This is a genomic window from Bradyrhizobium sp. 215_C5_N1_1 (assembly GCF_052075935.1).
Taxonomy (GTDB): domain Bacteria; phylum Pseudomonadota; class Alphaproteobacteria; order Rhizobiales; family Xanthobacteraceae; genus Bradyrhizobium; species Bradyrhizobium barranii.
Genome location: NZ_CP197228.1, coordinates 4337507 through 4356262 on the forward strand (window position 1 = coordinate 4337507; position 18756 = coordinate 4356262).

At 64.9% G+C, this 18756-nt stretch carries 17 protein-coding genes; 7 read left to right on the top strand and 10 right to left on the bottom strand.

The window, feature by feature from the left end; all coding sequences use genetic code 11:
• The first annotated feature begins 149 nt into the window (after positions 1 to 149).
• The gene (gyrA, locus tag AB7G19_RS20880) at positions 150 to 2888 is read left to right on the top strand and encodes a DNA gyrase subunit A (protein ID WP_283016574.1); all 2739 of its coding nucleotides are present in this window, start codon (positions 150 to 152) and stop codon (positions 2886 to 2888) included.
• Between the two features lie 88 nt (positions 2889 to 2976).
• Here the strand turns inward: gyrA and AB7G19_RS20885 are convergent, their stop codons facing one another.
• From AB7G19_RS20885 to AB7G19_RS20905, 5 genes are all read right to left on the bottom strand, one after another.
• Complete coding sequence (locus AB7G19_RS20885; protein WP_283016573.1) at positions 2977 to 3171, bottom strand: hypothetical protein; 195 nt, start codon at positions 3169 to 3171, stop codon at positions 2977 to 2979.
• Positions 3168 to 4331 (bottom strand): PepSY-associated TM helix domain-containing protein, encoded by a 1164-nt coding sequence (locus tag AB7G19_RS20890; protein ID WP_441268047.1) that lies wholly within the window; start codon positions 4329 to 4331, stop codon positions 3168 to 3170. Before AB7G19_RS20890 ends, AB7G19_RS20885 begins: the two co-directional genes overlap by 4 nt.
• A gap of 4 nt (positions 4332 to 4335) precedes the next feature.
• Positions 4336 to 6639 carry a TonB-dependent siderophore receptor gene (locus AB7G19_RS20895; protein WP_441268048.1) on the bottom strand — a complete coding sequence of 768 codons (2304 nt, stop codon included), beginning with the start codon at positions 6637 to 6639 and terminating at the stop codon, positions 4336 to 4338.
• 468 nt (positions 6640 to 7107) lie between these two features.
• On the bottom strand, positions 7108 to 8961 hold the full coding sequence (locus AB7G19_RS20900) for a potassium transporter Kup (protein ID WP_283018877.1): 1854 nt from the start codon (positions 8959 to 8961) through the stop codon (positions 7108 to 7110).
• Positions 8962 to 9153: 192 nt separating this feature from the next.
• Entirely contained in the window at positions 9154 to 9411 is a 258-nt protein-coding gene (locus tag AB7G19_RS20905; RefSeq protein ID WP_283016570.1) for a hypothetical protein, read from the bottom strand.
• Between the two features lie 249 nt (positions 9412 to 9660).
• Here AB7G19_RS20905 and coaD point away from each other — a divergent pair, with 249 nt between their 5' ends.
• The 5 genes from coaD to queA all read left to right on the top strand — a co-directional run bounded on the left by coaD (position 9661) and on the right by queA (position 12869).
• Positions 9661 to 10158, top strand: a complete 498-nt coding sequence (coaD, locus tag AB7G19_RS20910; RefSeq protein ID WP_085404698.1) for a pantetheine-phosphate adenylyltransferase — start codon at positions 9661 to 9663, stop codon at positions 10156 to 10158.
• Positions 10159 to 10195: 37 nt separating this feature from the next.
• The gene (locus AB7G19_RS20915; protein ID WP_063983168.1) at positions 10196 to 10771 is read left to right on the top strand and encodes a peptidylprolyl isomerase; all 576 of its coding nucleotides are present in this window, start codon (positions 10196 to 10198) and stop codon (positions 10769 to 10771) included.
• Positions 10772 to 10780: 9 nt separating this feature from the next.
• Positions 10781 to 11191, top strand: coding sequence for a hypothetical protein (locus tag AB7G19_RS20920; protein WP_283016569.1), 411 nt, complete (start codon positions 10781 to 10783; stop codon positions 11189 to 11191).
• On the top strand, positions 11188 to 11652 hold the full coding sequence (locus tag AB7G19_RS20925; RefSeq protein ID WP_071913717.1) for a peptidylprolyl isomerase: 465 nt from the start codon (positions 11188 to 11190) through the stop codon (positions 11650 to 11652). The genes AB7G19_RS20920 and AB7G19_RS20925 overlap by 4 nt, the downstream gene beginning before the upstream one ends.
• 143 nt (positions 11653 to 11795) lie before the next feature.
• Positions 11796 to 12869, top strand: a complete 1074-nt coding sequence (gene queA / locus AB7G19_RS20930) for a tRNA preQ1(34) S-adenosylmethionine ribosyltransferase-isomerase QueA (RefSeq protein WP_283016568.1) — start codon at positions 11796 to 11798, stop codon at positions 12867 to 12869.
• 114 nt (positions 12870 to 12983) lie between these two features.
• Here queA and AB7G19_RS20935 read toward each other — a convergent pair whose 3' ends face one another.
• The 4 genes from AB7G19_RS20935 to AB7G19_RS20950 all read right to left on the bottom strand — a co-directional run bounded on the left by AB7G19_RS20935 (position 12984) and on the right by AB7G19_RS20950 (position 17131).
• Entirely contained in the window at positions 12984 to 14021 is a 1038-nt protein-coding gene (locus tag AB7G19_RS20935) for an aspartate-semialdehyde dehydrogenase (RefSeq protein ID WP_441268049.1), read from the bottom strand.
• Positions 14022 to 14239: 218 nt separating this feature from the next.
• Entirely contained in the window at positions 14240 to 14842 is a 603-nt protein-coding gene (locus tag AB7G19_RS20940) for a PepSY domain-containing protein (RefSeq protein ID WP_283018876.1), read from the bottom strand.
• A gap of 252 nt (positions 14843 to 15094) precedes the next feature.
• Entirely contained in the window at positions 15095 to 15841 is a 747-nt protein-coding gene (locus AB7G19_RS20945) for a TetR/AcrR family transcriptional regulator (protein ID WP_283016566.1), read from the bottom strand.
• A gap of 135 nt (positions 15842 to 15976) precedes the next feature.
• Positions 15977 to 17131, bottom strand: coding sequence for a patatin-like phospholipase family protein (locus tag AB7G19_RS20950; protein ID WP_283016565.1), 1155 nt, complete (start codon positions 17129 to 17131; stop codon positions 15977 to 15979).
• A gap of 243 nt (positions 17132 to 17374) precedes the next feature.
• On the opposite strand from AB7G19_RS20950, the gene tgt reads away from it, so the two are divergent.
• A complete protein-coding gene (tgt, locus tag AB7G19_RS20955; RefSeq protein WP_283016564.1) occupies positions 17375 to 18523 on the top strand; it encodes a tRNA guanosine(34) transglycosylase Tgt in 1149 nt (382 codons plus the stop codon).
• Here tgt and AB7G19_RS20960 read toward each other — a convergent pair whose 3' ends face one another.
• A complete protein-coding gene (locus AB7G19_RS20960) occupies positions 18524 to 18742 on the bottom strand; it encodes a hypothetical protein (protein WP_085404705.1) in 219 nt (72 codons plus the stop codon).
• Positions 18743 to 18756 lie beyond the last annotated feature (14 nt).

Consider the following 18756-nt stretch of genomic DNA (forward strand, 5'->3'; position numbering starts at 1 on the left):
CATTCCAGCTCCGTTCGAAGCGATCGTGCTGAGCTCGTAAGTCTCTGGAAAAACAGTCGGAAAAACCGCTTCCCCAGACCTCGCAAGGGTGGTTATCAGGGGGGCGATGCGCTATATGATTCCCAGATAAAATCTCACCGGATTTCCCCTTGGCTGACGACGACAACAAGCCCGGCGACCAGCCGGCGCAACCCTCGGACATTCGTCCCGTTTCCATCTACGAGGAGATGAAGAAGTCCTACCTCGATTACGCGATGAGCGTGATCGTGGCGCGTGCGCTGCCTGATGCGCGCGACGGGTTGAAGCCGGTTCATCGTCGCATCCTCTACTCGATGAACGAGCAGGGGCACACGCCCGACAAGAAGTACGTCAAGTCGGCGCGCGTGGTCGGTGACGTGATCGGTAAATATCATCCGCATGGCGACCAGTCGATCTACGACGCCATGGTCCGGATGGCGCAGGACTTCTCGATGCGCGTGCCGCTCATCGACGGCCAGGGCAATTTCGGCTCGGTCGACGGCGATCCCCCGGCCGCCTATCGGTACACCGAAGCGCGACTGACGAAGGTGGCGTTGGCTCTGCTGGCCGACATCGACAAGGACACCGTCGACTTCCAGCCGAACTACGACAACAACGAAACCGAGCCGTCGGTCCTGCCGGCCAAGTTCCCGAACCTCCTGGTCAACGGGGCGGGCGGCATCGCGGTCGGCATGGCCACCAACATCCCGCCGCACAATCTCGGCGAGGTCATCGACGCCTGCGTCGCGCTGATCGACAATCCTGCGCTCACCATCGAGGAACTCATCAACATCGTTCCGGGACCGGATTTCCCGACCGGCGGCGTCATTCTCGGACGCGCGGGCATCCGCGCCGCCTACCACCTCGGCCGCGGCTCCATCGTCATGCGCGGCAAGGTCGCGATCGAGACCATCCGCAAGGAGCGCGAGGCGATCATCATCACCGAGATTCCCTACCAGGTGAACAAGGCGACGATGGTCGAGCGCATCGCCGAGCTGGTCAAGGAAAAGAAGATCGAGGGCATCGGCGACCTGCGCGATGAATCCGACCGCGACGGCTACCGCGTCGTCATCGAATTGAAGCGCGACGCCGTGCCGGATGTGGTGCTGAATCAGCTGTACCGATTCACGCCGCTGCAGACGAGCTTCGGCGTCAACATGGTGGCGCTCGACAGCGGCCGTCCGCGGATCATGCATCTGAAGGACCTGCTGGCGATCTTCGTCGACTTCCGCGAACGGGTCGTCACGCGGCGCACCAAGTTCCTGCTCGCCAAGGCGCGCGATCGCGCCCACATCCTGGTCGGTCTGGCGATCGCGGTCGCCAATATCGACGAGATGATCCGCGTCATCCGGACCTCGCCCGACCCGACCACTGCCCGCGACACCCTGATGTCGCGCGACTGGCCGGCACGAGACGTCGAGGACATGCTCACGTTGATCGACGATCCGCGCCACCGCATCAGCGAGGACGGCACGATCCGGCTGTCGATGGAACAGGCGAGGGCCATTCTCGACCTGCGCCTTCAGCGCCTCACCGCACTCGGCCGCGACGAAATCCGCGACGAGCTCGACAAGCTCGCCGGCGAGATCGCCGACTATCTCGACATCCTGCGCTCGCGCGCGCGCGTGCTGGGCATCATCAAGACCGAGCTCGCCGAGGTGAAGGCCGAGTTCGCGACCCCGCGCCGCACCGTGATCATCGAGCAGGAGGGCGAGGTCGAGGACGAGGACCTGATCCAGCGCGAGGACATGGTCGTCACCGTCTCCCACGCCGGCTACGTCAAGCGCGTGCCGCTGTCGGCCTACCGGGCGCAGCGCCGGGGCGGCAAGGGCCGCGCCGGCATGCAGACCCGCGACGAGGATTTCGTCAGCCGCCTGTTCGTGGCGTCGACGCACACGCCGGTGCTGTTCTTCTCGTCGCGCGGCCAGGTCTACAAGGAGAAGGTCTGGCGCCTGCCGATGGCCGCGCCGAACGCGCGCGGCAAGGCGCTCATCAACATCCTGCCGCTGGAGCAGGGCGAGCGCATCACCACCATCATGCCGCTGCCGGAGGATGAATCGACCTGGGGCAACCTCGACGTGATGTTCGCCACCACCGGCGGCAACGTCCGGCGCAACAAGCTGTCCGACTTCGTCGACGTCCGCCGCTCCGGCATCATCGCCATGAAGCTCGATGAGAATGAAGCGATCGTGGACGTGCAGATCTGCACCGAGCGCGACGACGTGCTGCTGACCGGCGCCGGCGGCCAGTGCATCCGCTTCCCTGTCCCCGACGTGCGCGTGTTTACCGGCCGCACTTCGATGGGCGTGCGCGGCATTGCACTTGCCGAAGGCGACAAGGTGATCTCGCTGGCCATCTTGCGCCACATGGAGACCACCTCGGACGAACGTTCGGCCTATCTGAAGATGCGCCGCGCCGTCGCTGGCGAGGCCGCGACCGAGGAGCCCGCAGTGGATGCCGAGGCCGAGGAGACCTCCGGCAGCTTCCAGCTTCCGCAGGAGCGCTATATCGAGATGTCGGCGGCCGAGCAGGTCGTGCTCACCGTCTCCGTCAACGGCTACGGCAAGCGGACCTCGTCCTACGAGTACCGCACCACCGGCCGCGGCGGCAAAGGCATCGTCGCCATGAGCGTCAACAACCGCAACGGCAATCTGGTGGCCTCCTTCCCCGTGGAAGACGCCGACCAGATCATGCTGGTCACCGACAAGGGCCAGCTGATCCGCTGCCCGGTCGAAGGCATCCGCGTCGCCGGTCGCTCGACCCAGGGCGTGATCGTGTTCGACACCGCCGAGGACGAGCACGTCGTCTCGGTCGAGCACATCACGGAAGAGGCCGAGAGCGGCAATGGCGAGAACGGGAACGGCTCGTAGATCGAGCCGCTCCTGTCGGGTGCCGTCTCCGGCTGACGGTTGCTGTCGATCGGACAGGACCGGCGTGCCACAACGCGCCGCTGCGGGCCTATGATCCCGGAAGCTGCGGCCGGCGCGATGCCTTCCAGCCGAGCACAGCCAGCGGAACGGCCAGTGCCGCCCAGGACAGCGCGTCCCAGCCATCGTCCCCGAGCAGCGCCGACGCCAGCCCGACGAGGGTGAGCACCCCGAGCAGGAACGGCCAGCGAAAGATCTCGTCCGCGGTGTGACGCTCGCGTTTCATGGGCGAAGCCCGGATGTCGCGACGACGGGCGGCCGGTCCTGCGCGTGCGCGGTGAGGCGAGGCGATTTGCGCTTGCCGAGCCAGAGATAGACGCCGCTTCCGAGCACGACGATGGCGGCGAGGTCGAGCAGCGCCCAGATGATCTTCAGCGGCAGGCTGCCGTAGTCCCCGAAATGAAGCGGGCGCGATACCTGCAACGCCCTGAGATACCACGGCAGGCCACGCGCGGTGACGAGCTGCCCGGTTTCGGCGTCGAGCATCGCGGGCGTGAACAGGCGCGAGGTGATCGGCGTCGTGCCCTTGGTCCAGACGATGAAGTGCCGTGGTGTCCCGAACCGTGCGACCGTCGGAAAGATGATGCTGGCCGGCGTATTGCCGTCGAGCGCCCGACGTGCTGCGGCCATGACGTCGTCGACGTCGGCCCATTTCGCAAGCGGCGGCTTGCCCAAGTGCGGCGCGATCAGCTCCGGCATCACCTCCGCGCGCCAGGCGGAGAACAGCGGCAACGATATCGTGTTGATGACACCGGTGACGCCGACGGCAAGCAGCCATATGAGAGTCACTCCGCCGATCAGATTGTGCAGGTCGAGCCATTTGACCCGCGACGCGCCGATACGACGCACCGTGCCGAAGTTGAGCCGGCGCATGAAGGGCGCGTAGAGCACGATGCCGGAAACGATCGCGACGACAAACAGCAGGCCCATGACGCCGAGAAACAGTTCACCCGGCAACCCCAAGAACATGTCGCGGTGGAATATGCGGATGGCGCTCATCAGGCCGCCCTGCTGCGTGTCTTCGCCGATCAGTTCCGCGGTCCTGGAATCGAATGACAGCTTCAGGAAACGTTGGCCGGGGGGAGCTTCGGGCGTAGCCGAGAGGAATACGTTGACGACGTTGGCGCGATCGTCGTCCCAGCCGAGCACCTGGAGGTAGCGCTGCGGATAGCGCGCCTTGGCGGCGTCGACCAGCCGGCTTAGCGGAGCCTGCGGAGTATCCGCCGGGAGCTCTCGGGCCGAGGCTTCCGACTTGAAGAGCTCGTCGATCTCGTCATGAAAGATCAGTGGGAGCCCGGTGATGCAAAGCATCAGGAGGAATAGCGTGCAGACCAGGCTGGTCCATTTGTGGACCAGCGACCACCATTTGACTGACTGTGCTGTCATCCTCTCACCACCGGTAGGTCAGCGTCGCCAGCACCGTGCGCCCCAGCGCCCAGCGGCAGCCGCCGGCGGTGCATAACGAGACATAGGTCTTGTCGAACACGTTGTTGACGTTCACCGCCGCACTGAGGCCCTTCCACTGCTGATATCGCATCCCGAAATCATAGGACAGCACCGCATCGAACACCGTGCTGGCCGGCACCGTGGCGGCGGGCAGGAAGACGCCCGGCACGATGGTCGGAACCGTCAGATTGTTGGCGTTGGTCGTGTACATGTCGTGGACGTAGCGGACGCCGCCGCCGAAGCGGAAGCCGGTGGCAGGACCGCCCTGCACCAGATAGTTGGCCCAGAGCGAGGCGGTGTGCATCGGGACGTTGGCGAGCCGCTTGCCGAAATTGACGTCCTGGGGCGAACTGATCCGGTTGTCGAGATAGGAGTACTGCCCACGCAGGCTCAAGCCGGGCAGGGGGCTGCCGACGACGGACCCTTCGAACCCGCGCGAGCTGACCTCGCCGACCTGCGCCGTTGTGTTGGCCGGAATGCCGGGGCCACTGATGACGGTTGCGACGTTTTGCTGCTTGAAGTCGTAGACCGCGGCCGTGAACATCAGATTGGTCCCGACCGGCTGATACTTCACGCCGCCTTCGTACTGTTCGCCGGTGGTCGGCTTGAAGGGCTGACCGTTGAGCAGCGTGCCGACCGAGGTCGGCTGGAACGAGGTCGAGTAGCTGACATAGGGCGCGATGCCGTTGTCGAAATTGTAGATCGCGCCGATGCGGCCGGTTGGCTTCTGGTCGTCGTTCAGGACGCGAACGCCGGTGTTCTGGGCCAGCGTATTGCCCTCGGCCCAGTCGTAGCGGATTCCGCCAAGCACGGTGAGCCGGCCGAGCCTGGCCTCGTCCTGGACGTAGAGGCCGCGCTGCGACAGGTGCTGGTCGAGGTTCTGGAAGAGCGCCGTGGGGACGGCGATGTTCTGCGTGTAATTCGGCGCCAGGATGTCGAGCGTGTTGGTGGCCGCGAAGCGGGCGAGATTGTTGAAGTCGAACCGCTGGTAGTCGAGGCCGGCAAGCACCGTGTGCTGCAGCGGTCCCATGTTGAACTTGGCCTGGAGCTGGTTGTCGGCAGCGAATGTGTCGAGGTTCTCGTTGGTCGAGAAGTAGCTCCGGTTGATCGTGCGGCCGTCGACCAGCCGGAGCGTGCCGCCCGCGCCCGTCGTCGTGAACCCGCCGGGCTGCACCTCGACATAGCTGAGCTCATTGTGCAGGTAGCGTACGTTCTGGCGCACCGTGAAGACGTCGTCGAAACGATGCTCGAACTCGTAGCCTGCGGTTGCCTGCTTGTATTTGAGAGTCTCGTAGTTGAGATCGCCGGCAAAGAAATTGCGCGGGATCTGCCCGAACGTCCCCGGCACCAGCGTGCCCTGGATCGGCAAGAGCGCGAAGGCACCACCCTTCGGGTCCTGCCGGTAGCTCGTCAGGAAGGTGATGGTGGTGTCGATACTCGGACGCCACGTCAAGGCCGGCGCGATCGAAAATCTTTGCTCGCCGATATTGTCGACCTGGGTGTCGGCGTTGAGGCCGATACCGGTGACGCGGTAGAGCAGCGTCTTGTCCTTGTCGACGGGGCCGCCGACATCGAAGGCGCCCTGGATCCGGTTGAACGAGCCGGTTTGCAGGGAGACTTCTCCGAACGGATTTTCAGTCGGGCGCTTGCTGACGAGGTTGAGGATGCCGCCGGGCGAGGCGGCGCCGTAGAGAATTGATGCCGGCCCGGTGATCACCTCGGCGCGCTCGAGCAAATAGGGATCGACCCGCGGCGCACCGAACGGTCCGCCCTGGAGCCGCAGCCCGTCCAGATATGTTTCGAGGCTGAAGCCGCGAGCGCTGACGTTCTGAAAGCGGAAATCGGTATCGTTGCTGAAATAGATTCCTGGCGCGTAGCGCAAGAGGTCGCGGATGCTCTGCGCCTGCCGCACATTCATTTCGTCGCGAGTGATGACGGCGATCGATGCCGGCGTCGACATGATCGGCGCATCCGTCTTGGTGGCGCCGGAGGCGCGGGTGGCGACGAACCCGTTGGTGCCGGCGTTGACGCGCGCTGCTGTTCCCACCAGCGCTTGGGGCTCCGGCTGTACTGTCGAACGGTTGGCCTGTTGAGCGGACCGCTGGCTCGCACTGCGCCGCGCCGATGCGTTGCGCCGGACCTGGACCGGACGTTGCGCGCGCTGAACGGGTGCGTCGACCGTCACCGGCGGCAACGCGGATGCACCGGACTGGCCGGCGGTCAGCGCGTTCACCGGCGTGACGGCCATCAGCAAGCAGCCAAGCGCGAGTGCGCTGGCTGTGCTCTTGAAAGTGTTCCTTAAAAAATAGTCCGCACGACCACGCAGGTCGTGTCCATCGCATTCCATGTCAGCGCCCCATCCGGCGATCGCCGCGCCGGCGGGATGATCCTTCTGACCTCACGCGACTTCGCACCCTCGCGCGTGTTAGATCGCGACATTGCGAGCGTCGAGTTGGACGAATTTTGAATCACTCGAAACGTCATAATTGGAAGCATTCTTAGAACTTCTAAAAAAGCGAAGCTAACTGATCGACAAAGCATTGGAATTTGTTGCTGCGTATGTCTGGTGATGGGCCAGACAAGATTGAGGTGCGCGCGAATGTCGCACACTCCCGGGTAAGCGGGCGTGACGAGCTCTACCTGTCGGTGATCGGCATCTCATCGAGACGCGTGGTGCGAAGCCTGCCTTGCCCTGAATGGGCGATCCGCACGACGATCAGATCTCCAGCTCGGTGCCGAACTCCACCACCTGCCTGGTCGGCACGCCGAAGAACGCGGCGGAGCGTTCGGCGTTGCGCTGGAGGAAGGCGAACAGGCCTTCGCGCCAGACCCACATGCCCGGAATGTCCTCGCTCGGGATGATGGTCTCGCGGCCGACATAGTAGGTGATGTCGGAGAGGTCGATGCCGGGCAGCTTGCCCTGGCGGCAGGCGAGCGTCAGGCCCGCATAGATCGTCGGATTCTGCATGAAACCGTAATGCAGGACCACGCGGGTGATGCCGGGAACGATCTCGATCACCTCGGCACGGTCTTCATCGGTGATGTGCGGGGATTCCTCGATCAGCACGGTGACGAGGACGATGCGCTCATGCAGCACGTGGTTGTGCTTGACGAATTGCGTCAGCGCCAGCGGCACGCCGCGCGGCGCGGAGGCCAGGAAGACGGCGGTCCCGGGCAGTCTGGCGCGGCACTTGTTGACCGCGGTCTCGATCAGGTCCTCCTCGGGCTGGCGCAGCTTCGCGCGCGCCGCCTCGACGAGCTTCACGCCGCTGCGCCAGGTCAGCATCATGAAGGCGACGAGGGCCGCGAGCAGCAGCGGAAACCAGCCGCCCTCGAACAGCTTGATCGAATTGGCGGAGAAGAAGATCACGTCGATCACGAAGAAGAAGCCGTTGACGGCGACCACGATCCACGGCGAATAGCCCCACTGGATCGCGACCAGGGCCGCGAGCAGCGTGGTGATCGCCATCAGCAGCGACACCGCGATGCCGTAGGCGCCGGCGAGCGCTTCCGAGGTGCCGAAGCTCAGGACCGCGCCGAGCGTTGCGGCAGCGAGCAGCCAGTTCACCAGCGGCACGTAGATCTGGCCCATCGCATGGCTCGTGGTGTGGCGGATCTGCATGCGCGGCAGGAAGCCGAGCTGGATCGATTGCTGGGTCAGCGAGAACACGCCGGAGATAATCGCCTGCGAGGCGATCACGGTCGCGAGCGCCGAGAAGGCGACCAGCGGATAGTGCAGGGCGTCCGGGCAGAGCTGAAAGAAGGGGTTCTCGATCATCGCGGGATCGGTGATCAGCAGCGCGGCCTGCCCAAAATAGTTCAGCACCAACGCGGGCAGGCAGATCGCGAACCAGGCGAGCCGGATCGGGAAGCGGCCGAAATGCCCCATGTCGGCGTACATGGCTTCGCCGCCGGTCACCGCCAGGAAGGCGGCGCCGAGGATCGCGAAGGAGATGTGGAAGTCCTGGTGGATCAGGAAGTTGAAGGCATAGAGCGGGCTCAGTGCCGCGAGCACGGCCGGGGCCTTGACGATGCCGTGGACGCCGAGCGCGGCCAGCACGAAGAACCAGGCCAGCATCACCGGCCCGAAGATGCGGCCGATGAAGCCCGTGCCCTGCTTCTGGATCATGAACAGCCCGATCAGGATGGCGACGGTGATGGGCACGACGACCGGCGCGAGCGAGGGCGCATCGACCTTGAGGCCTTCGATGGCTGAGAGCACCGAGATGGCCGGGGTGATCGCGCCGTCGCCATAGAGTAGGGCGGCGCCGACGAGGCCGACCACCAGGAGATGCGCGCGCCAGGTGCCGGACTGGGCGTGGCGGGCGTGGAGCAGCGCCAGCAGCGCGACGATGCCGCCTTCGCCGCGATTGTCCGCGCGCAGGATCAGAAGCGCATATTTCAGCGAGATGATCAGCAGCAGGGCCCAGAGGATCAGCGAGGCAACGCCCAGGACAGCTTCGGGAGTCAGCGTAGCGCCATGGGCGGCCGCCTTGGCGGCTTCCTTCAGGGCGTAGAGGGGGCTGGTGCCGATATCGCCATAGACCACCCCGAGGGCGCCCATGGTCATGGCAATTGGCAGAGGGTCAGGGTGATGGCCGGAAACGACTGCGGGCGTACTGGACAAGGTCGACCCCCCGATGGGATCGCGCCCGCCGGGCCATTCCGACGGGCGCGAATATCAGACAGTCTGCGACGAGACGTCGCAAATATCCATGGGATTTATCTCGGGGTCTATATGACGCGAAGCTGACAGGTTCGACTACGGGGTCCGGTCGGCGGTCACGAGACGCGCCTCGCGGATATTGGCCTTGGTGCCGGCCTGACGCAGGCAAGACGCCTCGAAGTTCGGCCAGGCATGCTGCGAGCAGTCCTTGCCGACGGTGCGGATATCGAGGCGGTCGCTCTTGGCCAGCGGCTGCGGGACGCTCGCTTCGACGGACGGAGCGAAACCGGGAAGGACGGTGAGAGCGGCGGCAACAAACGCGGCAATAGCGACGGCCGAGATGGTCTTGATCATTGACGGTCCCCTGTGATGCGGCCGCTACGCCCAGTTGTGCGGCCCGTCATTCGTTGGGTGGATTAGTAACCATGGCCAGTTTCCGGACGTCTTCGCGGACGCCCGAAATGGTTTCGTTCGCACTTCGTTTTGTTTCATGGCCGTCCCGAGGACGAAACAATTCGGGGGATTCCGACTCGGCGCCGCCGAAAAACCGGCAGGGAACCCGTCTGGCTTGCCGGGCCGGGCCGGGCGCGGTAGGACGGGGGCATGCCGCGTATCGCCTTCTATCCGGGTTCCTTTGACCCCATCACCAACGGCCATCTGGACGTGGTCCGGAACAGTGTACCCCTGTGCGATCGGCTCGTGGTCGCGATCGGGGTCCATCCCGGCAAGAAGCCGCTGTTCTCAACCGAGGAGCGGCTCAAGATGCTCCATGACGTCTGCGGGCCGGTCGCGGCCCAGGTCGGCTGTACGCTTGAGGCCGTGACCTACGACGATCTTGCGGTCACCGCGGCACGCAGGCACGGCGCGACTGTCATGATTCGGGGTCTGCGCGATGGCACCGACCTCGACTACGAGATGCAACTCGCCGGGATGAACGGCGCCATGGCGCCCGACGTCCAAACCGTGTTCCTGCCGGCCTCTCCGGCCGTCCGCCCAATTACCGGCACGTTGGTGCGTCAAATCGCGGCCATGGGCGGAGATATCTCGACCTTCGTGCCGCCGCTCGTCGCCAACCTGCTCAAGGCCAAATTCGCCGGATAACGGCGCAATTCTCCATCCTACCTGATCCGGAGTTCTCATGATCCGTCGTCTCGCAATTCTTGCCACGATCTTTGCCGCGCTCTTCAGCGCGGTCCCGGCGGTGGCGCAGCAGCTGCCGGCGAATCTCGACAAGGCCAACGCCATCGTCATCGACACCACCAAGGGCCGCATCGTCATCAAGCTGCGGACCGACATTGCGCCTCAGCATGCCGAGCGCATCAAGCAGCTCGCGCGCGAGGGCTATTACAACAACGTGCCGTTCCATCGCGTCATGGACGGCTTCATGGCGCAGACCGGCGACGGCGAGAAATTCAACGGCACCGGTGGCTCGAAATATCCGAACCTGAAGCAGGAATTCTCCAAGGTTCATTTCGCCCGCGGCATCGTCGGGATGGCGCGGCGCGGCGACAGCGTCGATAGCGCCAACTCGCAGTTCTTCATCATGTTCGCGGACGGCGGCAGCCTCGATAACCAGTACACCGTGATCGGCGAGGTCGTGCAGGGCATGGACGTCGTCGACAAGCTGAAGAAGGCACCGCCCGGTTCGGCCGGCGGTGCCGTCACCGATCCCGACAAGATGGTGAAGGTCCAGGTCGCTTCCGACATCAAATAGGATGGGGCCATGGCGCGCTATGGCAATAGGCTTCTGCTGGCTGCCGCGCTGCTGCTTTCAGGCGTTTCCGGCGCGGCCGCCGGAGACGCAGAGGTCAACACCATCCAGGACATCTTCCAGCACTTGCGGACCTGCTGGAAGCCGCCGCCGCTCAGCAAGGCTCGCCCTATCGACATCACCGTCGTCGTGAGCTTTAACCGGGCCGGAAACATTCTGGGCCACCCGAGGATTACCTATGAATCCGCGGAGGCCTCCGACAATGACCGGCTGCAATACCGGGTCGCGGTGATGGAGGCGCTGCAACGCTGCACGCCGATGCCATTTACCGATGCAATGGCCGGCGCCGCCGCGGGACGTCCATTCGCGATCCAGTTCCGTAACCGGAAGACTTCACCCCCAACGCAAGAGAGACGAGCATGAGCGTCACCGAAAACACCCTGATCCTCGAGACCACGCAGGGCCCCGTCACCATCGAGATGCGGCCCGATCTCGCGCCCGGCCACGTCGCGCGCATCAAGGAACTGGTCCGCGAGGGCTTTTACGACGGCATCGTGTTCCACCGCGTGATCGAGGGCTTCATGGCGCAGACCGGCTGCCCGCAGGGCACCGGCACCGGCGGCTCCGGCAAGAAGCTGAAGGCGGAATTCAACAAGGAACCGCATGTGCGCGGCACCACCTCGATGGCCCGCGCCGCCAGCCCCGATTCCGGCGACAGCCAGTTCTTCATCGTCTTCGACGACGCCCGCTTCCTCGACAACCAGTACACGGTGTGGGGCAAGGTCACCGAGGGCATGGAGAACGTCGACAAGATCAAGCGCGGCGAGCCCGTCCAGAACCCCGACAAGATCGTCAAGGCGCGGATGGCCGCGGACGCGGAGTAACCGCTCAACCCTCATCCTGAGGAACGCGGAACGCGCGCCTCGAAGGATGAAGGCCCCGCTGTTGCAGCTCGGCCTTCATGGTTCGAGACGGCGCTACGCGCCTCCTCACCATGAGGGTCTGACTGCGTGGCGCAGAGCTCGACATGCGCACTGATCTCTTCGATTTCGAACTGCCCGCCGAGCGCATCGCGTTGCGCCCGGCGAGCCCGCGCGACTCCGCGAAGATGCTGGTCGTGGAAGGTGGCGCGCTGCGCGACCAGCTCATTTCCGAGCTGCCGCAATGGCTGAAGGGCGGTGACCAGCTCGTCGTCAACGACACCAAGGTGATCGCGGCGCAGCTCAAGGGCCGCCGCATTGGCCGCGAGACCGAGCCCAAGATCGAGGCGACGCTGATCAAGCGCCTCGACGGCTCGCGCTGGCAGGCGCTGGTGAAGCCGGCAAAAAAGCTCGTGGCAGGCGACCGCATCCGCTTCGGCAACGAGGGCAAGGTCTGCCTGCTCGGCCATCTCGACGCCGAGGTCGAGGCCAAGGGCACCGATGGTGAAGTGACACTGTCATTCTCGTTTCACGGCCCGGCGCTGGATCAGGCGATCGAAGATCTCGGCAGCCCGCCGCTGCCGCCCTATATCGCCTCGAAGCGCACGCCCGACGATCAGGACCTCGCGGACTACCAGACCATGTTCGCGGCGAATGAAGGCGCTGTCGCGGCGCCTACCGCCGGCCTGCATTTCACCCCGGCGCTGGAGCAGGCGCTGAGCGACCGCGGCGTCGGCATCAACCGCATCACGCTGCACGTCGGGGCAGGGACGTTCCTGCCAGTGAAGGTGGACGACACCGAAGGCCACAAGATGCATGCCGAGTGGGGCACGATCTCGGCCGAAACGGCGGAGCGGCTCAACACCGCACGGCAGAACGGCGGCCGCATCATCGCCGTGGGCACGACGTCACTGCGGCTGCTGGAAAGCGCGGCCGGCGAGGACGGCACGATCCAGCCGTTCGCGGCCGAGACGTCGATCTTCATCACCCCCGGCTATCGCTTCCGTGCCGTCGATATCCTGCTGACCAATTTCCATTTGCCGAAGTCGACGCTGTTCATGCTGGTGTCGGCGTTCTCCGGGCTCGAGGCGATGCAGCAGGCGTATGCGCACGCGATCGCGAAAGGGTACCGGTTCTATTCGTACGGCGATGCGTGCTTGTTGTTTCGGGCGCGCGACTAATTTCGGCGTCGTAGGGTGGGCAAAGCGAAGCGTGCCCACCATCTTTCTCAAATGCGCGAGAGAAGTGGTGGGCACGGCGCTTGCGCGCCTTTGCCCACCCTACGGCACCTTCCGTTACGCCATCACGCGCTGCGGCAACAGCTCCGCGATCTGCACCGCGTTCAGCGCGGCGCCCTTGAGCAGCTGGTCGGCCGCCACGAACATCGAGATCGAATGCCCTGAGGGATCGCTGAGATCCTTGCGGATGCGGCCGACCAGGACGTCGTCCTGGCCCGAAGCGTCGATCGGCATCGGGAAGTAGTTCTTCACGCGGTCGTCGACGAGCTTCACGCCGGGCGCCTGCGCCATGATGGCACGGACCTGGTCCTCGCTGATCGGCTTCTCGCATTCGAAGGTGATGGCCTCGCAATGGGCGCGCAGCACCGGCACGCGGACGCAGGTGACGCCGATCGCGATCTTCTCGTCCTCGAAGATCTTGCGGGTTTCCTTGATGACCTTGGTCTCTTCGTCGTTGTAGCCGGTTTCAGGGTCGACGGCGGTGTTGTGGTTGAAGAGATTGAAGGCGTAGGGGTGCGGCATGACGTTGGGCGTATAGACCTGCCCGTTGAGACTGGCGCGGGTGGACTCGACGAGCTCGTCCATCGCGGCGGCGCCGGCGCCCGAGGCCGCCTGGTAGGTCGAGATGATGACGCGCTTGATGCGGTTCGTCTGGTGGATCGGCCAGAGCGGCACCAGTGCGGTGATGGCGGCGCAGTTCGGGTTGGCGATGATGCCCTTGTGGTCGCGGATCCGGTTGGCGTTGATCTCGGGGATCACCAGCGGGACGTTCGGGTCCATCCGGAAGGCGGAGGAGTTGTCGACCACGACGGCGCCGGCCTTGACAGCGATTGGCGCGAACTTCTTGGAGATGCTGCCGCCGGCCGAGAACAGCGCGATGTCGACGCCCTCGAAAGCGCGCTCGGTCAATTCCTCGATGACGACGTCCTGCCCGCGGAACGACACCGTCTTGCCGGCCGAGCGGGCGCTGGCCAGCGCCTTGAGCTTGCCGACGCGAAAGCCGCGCTTGTCCATGGTGGCGATGAATTCGGCGCCCACCGCACCGGTGACGCCGACAATCGCGACGACGGGATCGTTACTCACATTCTCCTCCATTGCATTGAGCTGAAGACAACAAAAAAGCCCCGGACCAGAGGTCGGAGCTTCGGTAGAGTGGATTGCGTTTAAGTCGACGACCTACGCGCGCACGCCTCCCCGGGCCCCGAAGGCCGTGGTGGTTTTAGTCGTGCGTTTGGTGGTCGTGAACATGGCGGCGACTTATGCGTGAGAGTTTCGCGCCCGTCAATGGCTTTTCGGCGGGATTGTGGCCGCCGCTATTTCGCCCGGGCGCCCGGCGGCTCCAGGATGACCTCCTTGAGGTTGTCGCCGCTGATGACGACGATCGCGAAATTCAGCCGGCCGCGTTCGCGCACCAGTCCGCCGCTGATCGCCTTGCCCGAGGCCGCACGTTCGGCGACGTGCACGGCATCCGCAAGGCGGTGCTTGATCGCACCGAGCGCCGCGAGGTTGCTGCGGTCGTCGAGATCGAGTTCGGCGAGGGGGAGGGCGGCTTCGCCGCCGACGAGCTCGCCGGTGGCGGCATTGATGGTGTGGCGCCAGATACGGTCGTTATGCAGGGTCTTCACCCGGTAGACCGGCACGCCGGAGGCTCCGTCGAAACTCACATCCGCCGTCGTGGCGCCGGCATGACGGGCTTCCGCAATCGCCATGGCCTGGCTGATCGAGATCGACGAGCTGCGGAATCGTTCGATTTCGCGGCTGACCGCTTGGCGGTCTGCTTCGGCATCACCATCTGTGTCGCCGTGAACCGCGGTTGGCGTGCCCGTGGTGACGATCGCCTGCGCCGGCGCGGCAAGGAGCAGCGCGGGCAATGCGATCGCAAGTAATCGCGCGGTCAATCGTTTGGCTGTCGTCATGCTCGAAACCCTCGGCCAGCGAGTGTGCCGGATGATCGTAAAGAATTCGCGGCCGACCTTGGGCATCGGCCGGCCGCGGAGCGTCGCAGCGGGCTGGACCCGGCACGGCGATCTTGGGCGGTACGGACCCCTTTGGGGCTGGTGAAAAAGCGGTCCGTATCGCTTATAACTAAACCATACCGTATCGTTTTGTTTTGGTCAATGACGCGGGCGTAATCTCGAAGGGGGAAACGTCGCTACCTCACGGAATTGTCAACGGGACGGGCGCCGCCGCGGTGTGCCCTTTGCGGCGCTCTGGATGCGGTCTGCTGGTCCCAGCGCGCCGGCCAGGAACAGCTTGATCGCCGCGCGCATGCGCTTCTCGGCGGCCTTCAATTCCAGCGCCGTGCCGAACGTCGCCAGGCGGTGGGTGTGACCGACGACGACGTCGAGGAACACCTCTGCCGCGATCGTGGTGTCGTCGACGTCGAGTGCGCCCTGCGCCACCAGACGGTCGAAGAAGCGGGCCGTGGTGGCGACGGCCTTCAGCCAGCCTTCCTCCTTGCCGAGCTTGGCGATGTCGGGGAAGTTGATGGCCTGTGACGTCATCATGCGGCTGAATGCGACGGCATCGGGCCCGCAGGTGAAGGTCAGCATCTCGCGCCCGATCTCGACCAGCCGCTGCTCGACCGAAATGTCCGAGGCGCTGGAGAGCTGGGTCTCGGCGGCTGCCGATAGCGGCGCAAGCCAGCGCGCGATTTCGCGCCTCAGCACGGCGGCAAACAGGCCGCGCTTGTCCCCGTAACGGGAATAGACGGTGGGTTTGCTGACCCGGGCCGCTTCCGCGACCGCGTCGAGCGAGGTCGCGTCGAAGCCGCGATCCAGGAACAGGCGGGTGGCAACCTCGATCAGCCGCTGATCGCGCTCGATCGCGGCGGTTTTCGTCGGGCGGCCGCCGCGTGATTTCGGCAACTCGCGCCGTGGCGCTGCCGGTTTTGTCCTGGTCGCAGTCAATCCCATGCCCAATGATTCCTGCGCGCTTCTAATCGTCGTCATTTGCTCTATATCGCGCGGGAGCGGGGGCGTCATCGCGAATCTGGCCGAATTGGCCATATCGTCAACGGTTTCGGCGCGGTCTCGTTCCGTCACGAGAGATCACGGCAGCTTCGAAGTCCAGGCCTGGCCGGAGGCAGCCTTCTCATATCCGTACTGATACAGCGCCCGCATATAGGCGGTGTCGAACCCTTCCGAAGGCGGCGCGGGATAATCGCGCGCGATGTAGGAGAGGTGGAAGCCGAGATTGTTGCGCTTGGCGAAATCATAGGTCGAGAAGATGATCGAGCGCGTCTGCGACTGGGTGATCGACGACAGGCTGCGCGAGGCGACGTCGATGGTGCTGTTGGACACGAGCTCGAAATTGCGTTCGATCTTCTTGTTGACGAGGATGTAGATGTTCATCCGCGCGTTGCCGGGCAGGCGGTCCTGGGAGAGCAGGGCTTCCGGCAGCGTCAGCACCGGCGCCGTCACGCCGCCGTCGACATGCATCTCCTGAAATCTGCGGCCCTGGCCTTCGGCGTCGATCATGATAGGCGGAAACACCAGGGGAATGCTGGCGGAGGCCGCCATCACGTCGCGAAACAGTTTTAGCGCCTCGGGTGTTCCGACCGCTGCGATCTTGCCCATGTCCCAGATGGCGGTCCGCTGGGTGTCGAGATCGGTGGTCACCACCAGCAGCTTTCGGCCCTTGGCGTTTTCACGCGCGACCTGCGCCATGATCTCCGGCCCGACATAGCGGGCGACGAGCTCGCGCAGCCGCGTGTTGCCGAACAGGCCGGATCCGAACAGCACACGCATGATGCTGGGATCGTTCAGGAGGCTCTCCGCGATGCCGCTGGTGTAGACCTCCCTGAGCGTGTCGTCATATTGCGAGCCGAGGAACGCAAAGGGTGCGATCAGGCCGCCGGTGCTCACGCCCGAGACGACCGAGAAGGTGGGACGGGTTCTGGCAGCGGTCCAACCGCTCAGCACGCCGACGCCATAGGCGCCATCGGCGCCGCCGCCGGAGAGCGCCAGATAGGACTTCGTCGCGGTGCTGGTGTCCTTCTCGAAGCTGAATTTCGTGACGGGCTCGTCGGCGTAGCGGCGCAAGCCGTCGATATCGAGCACGCGCGACGTGCTGGCCTCGGCGGCCGCATAGGGCGTGCGGGGCAGGGAGGTGCAGGCGCCGAGTGCCAGGCTGCACGCCAGAACCAGGAATCCGGTCAGGCGGGCGCCTGTCTGTCTGATCCAGCCGCGCGAGGGGCCGGACATTTTGGTCGAACATGAAGCGGAGGGCATTGTCGGTGGCTGGCGATCACGCAAATACTGCCGCCGGCAAAATTCACCGCGGCATCTCGTCCAGCCCCGCGCAAAAACTACACTGTATCGTTTTGTTTGGCAAGCGCGCCGGGCGATCAAGTCGGCGTCAAATGTGTCCCGCTCTGAGCCACAAGCCGGCTCTGGCGTGGTCCGAGCGGGTTGATCAGCCTCTTCCGACACGCAATAAGCACGACCATGAATCTTCCTGACGTCGGTCTACCCAATCACTTCGAGCTGCTCGCCACCGATGGCGCCGCGCGCACCGGGCGCCTGACCACGCCGCATGGCGTGGTGCGGACGCCGGCCTTCATGCCGGTCGGAACCGCCGGCGCCATGAAGGGCATGCACTGGCGCGAGGTGCGCGAGGCCGGCGCCGACATCGTGCTCGGCAACACCTATCATCTGATGCTGCGTCCCGGCGCCGAGCGGATCTCGGCGCTCGGCGGCCTGCAGCGGTTCACCGGCTGGAACGGGCCGATGTTGACGGATTCCGGCGGCTTCCAGGTGATGTCGCTGTCGGACCTGCGCAAGGTCACCGAGAACGCCGTCACATTCCGTTCGCATATCGACGGCGCCAAGGTCGAGCTGTCACCGGAGCGCTCGATCGAGGTGCAGCGCTTCCTGGGCTCCGACATTGCCATGCAGATGGACGAATGCGTGCGGCTACCGGCCGAGCGGGACGACATCGAACGGGCGATGCGGCTGTCGCTGCGCTGGGCAGAGCGAAGCAAGCGCGCATTCGAGAGTGCGCCCGACGGTTACATGCTGTTCGGCATCGTGCAGGGCGGCGACGTGCCGCAGCTTCGTCACGCCAGCGCCGAGGGCCTCGTTGCAATCGGCTTTCACGGCTATGCGATCGGCGGCCTTGCCGTCGGCGAGCCGCAGGCGGTGATGCTGGCGATGATCGACGAGACCGCGCCGCTGCTGCCGAAAGAGCGGCCGCGCTATTTGATGGGGGTCGGCACGCCTGATGACATCCTCGAAGCCGTGAAGCGCGGCATCGACATGTTCGATTGCGTGATGCCGACGCGCAATGGCCGTCACGGCGTCGCCTTCACCCGCTTCGGTCAGGTCAATCTGCGCAACGCGCGCCACGCCGACGATCCGCGTCCGCTCGACGAAGAGAGTTCCTGGCCGTCGGCGCGCAACTACGCGCGCGCCTACCTGCATCATCTCGTCAAGGCGGGCGAGACGCTGGGCGCCATGCTGCTCTCCGAGATCAATATCGCCTATTACCAGTTCCTGATGCAGGGCATCAGGGACGCGATCGCACACGGAACGTTCGACGAGTTCTACCAGCGTACGCGCCAAGACTGGGCGAGGGGCGACATCGCCCCGCGCTAGTCAGTTGCAGACGATCCGCTGCTTGACGGCGTGCTTGGTCACGAAGCCATAGCCGCAATTGTCGCAGGTCCAGAGATAGCTGATCATATGGTCAGAGATGTAGGCGGATGCTTCGGCGGCGACCATCGAGTCGGCGCAGACCGGGCAGGTCGGCAACTCGCTGCAACGCGGGGCGCGGTGATGTGCGACGGTCGACAACACTTCAGCGACTGCTGACATCGTGGTGACCTCTC

Bases quoted from the DNA above. Each gene is read 5' to 3' on its own strand.
- AB7G19_RS20885 (WP_283016573.1), bottom strand. From the start codon at position 3,171: ATGAAACGCGAGCGTCACACCGCGGACGAGATCTTTCGCTGGCCGTTC.
- AB7G19_RS20890 (WP_441268047.1), bottom strand. From the start codon at position 4,331: ATGACAGCACAGTCAGTCAAATGGTGGTCGCTGGTCCACAAATGGACC.
- AB7G19_RS20895 (WP_441268048.1), bottom strand. From the start codon at position 6,639: ATGGCCGTCACGCCGGTGAACGCGCTGACCGCCGGCCAGTCCGGTGCA.
- AB7G19_RS20900 (WP_283018877.1), bottom strand. From the start codon at position 8,961: ATGACCATGGGCGCCCTCGGGGTGGTCTATGGCGATATCGGCACCAGC.
- AB7G19_RS20905 (WP_283016570.1), bottom strand. From the start codon at position 9,411: ATGATCAAGACCATCTCGGCCGTCGCTATTGCCGCGTTTGTTGCCGCC.
- coaD (WP_085404698.1), top strand. From the start codon at position 9,661: ATGCCGCGTATCGCCTTCTATCCGGGTTCCTTTGACCCCATCACCAAC.
- AB7G19_RS20915 (WP_063983168.1), top strand. From the start codon at position 10,196: ATGATCCGTCGTCTCGCAATTCTTGCCACGATCTTTGCCGCGCTCTTC.
- AB7G19_RS20920 (WP_283016569.1), top strand. From the start codon at position 10,781: ATGGCGCGCTATGGCAATAGGCTTCTGCTGGCTGCCGCGCTGCTGCTT.
- AB7G19_RS20925 (WP_071913717.1), top strand. From the start codon at position 11,188: ATGAGCGTCACCGAAAACACCCTGATCCTCGAGACCACGCAGGGCCCC.
- queA (WP_283016568.1), top strand. From the start codon at position 11,796: ATGCGCACTGATCTCTTCGATTTCGAACTGCCCGCCGAGCGCATCGCG.
- AB7G19_RS20935 (WP_441268049.1), bottom strand. From the start codon at position 14,021: ATGGAGGAGAATGTGAGTAACGATCCCGTCGTCGCGATTGTCGGCGTC.
- AB7G19_RS20940 (WP_283018876.1), bottom strand. From the start codon at position 14,842: ATGACGACAGCCAAACGATTGACCGCGCGATTACTTGCGATCGCATTG.
- AB7G19_RS20945 (WP_283016566.1), bottom strand. From the start codon at position 15,841: ATGGGATTGACTGCGACCAGGACAAAACCGGCAGCGCCACGGCGCGAG.
- AB7G19_RS20950 (WP_283016565.1), bottom strand. From the start codon at position 17,131: ATGTCCGGCCCCTCGCGCGGCTGGATCAGACAGACAGGCGCCCGCCTG.
- tgt (WP_283016564.1), top strand. From the start codon at position 17,375: ATGAATCTTCCTGACGTCGGTCTACCCAATCACTTCGAGCTGCTCGCC.
- AB7G19_RS20960 (WP_085404705.1), bottom strand. From the start codon at position 18,742: ATGTCAGCAGTCGCTGAAGTGTTGTCGACCGTCGCACATCACCGCGCC.